We start from the raw sequence: 622 nt of genomic DNA, 5'->3' as shown, positions 1-622 counted from the left end.
GGCTGTGAATAAGCCGTCTGGTTTGTTGTCAGTTCCGGGACGCCTTGCAGAGCACCATGACAGCATGTGGAGTCGTTTACAGGAGGAGTACCCAGATATCCAAGTCGTGCATCGCTTAGATATGTCGACGTCGGGATTGATGGTACTGGCTAAAAACAAGCGAGCAGAAAGTGCGTTGAAAAAGCAGTTCCAGTTCCGCTTAACGCATAAAATTTACTACGCACGCGTTTGGGGTCATGTCGAGCAGGAAGAGGGCGAAATCGATCTGCCATTGATCTGTGACTGGCCAAACCGTCCGCTGCAAAAAGTGTGTTTTGAAGATGGTAAGCCATCAAAAACTCTCTTCCAAGTCGCGAAGCGAGAAGAACATGAAGACGGCACAAAGACGACCATCGTACGTTTACTGCCTATTACTGGCCGCTCACATCAATTGCGTGTGCACATGCAAGCGTTGGGTCACCCTATTGTTGGTGATGAGTTCTATGCTACCGAAGAAGCCAAAGCCTTCTCTGAGCGTTTGGAACTGCACGCTTCTGAATTGAGCTTCTACCATCCGAAAAGTCACTGGCTCCGCAGTATTTGTGTTCCGTGTGACTTTTACCCGGAAGCCGAAGAGATGATC

Annotated in this window: 1 protein-coding gene; it reads left to right on the top strand. The window is 49.2% G+C overall.

What is annotated here, in order from left to right:
• Positions 1-622: pseudouridine synthase (locus R7R78_RS27455; RefSeq protein ID WP_225474774.1), on the top strand; the 622-nt coding region annotated here is incomplete at both ends.

This window comes from Vibrio sp. 2134-1, assembly GCF_033339495.1.
This window is presented reverse-complemented; position numbering and strand designations above follow the sequence as displayed.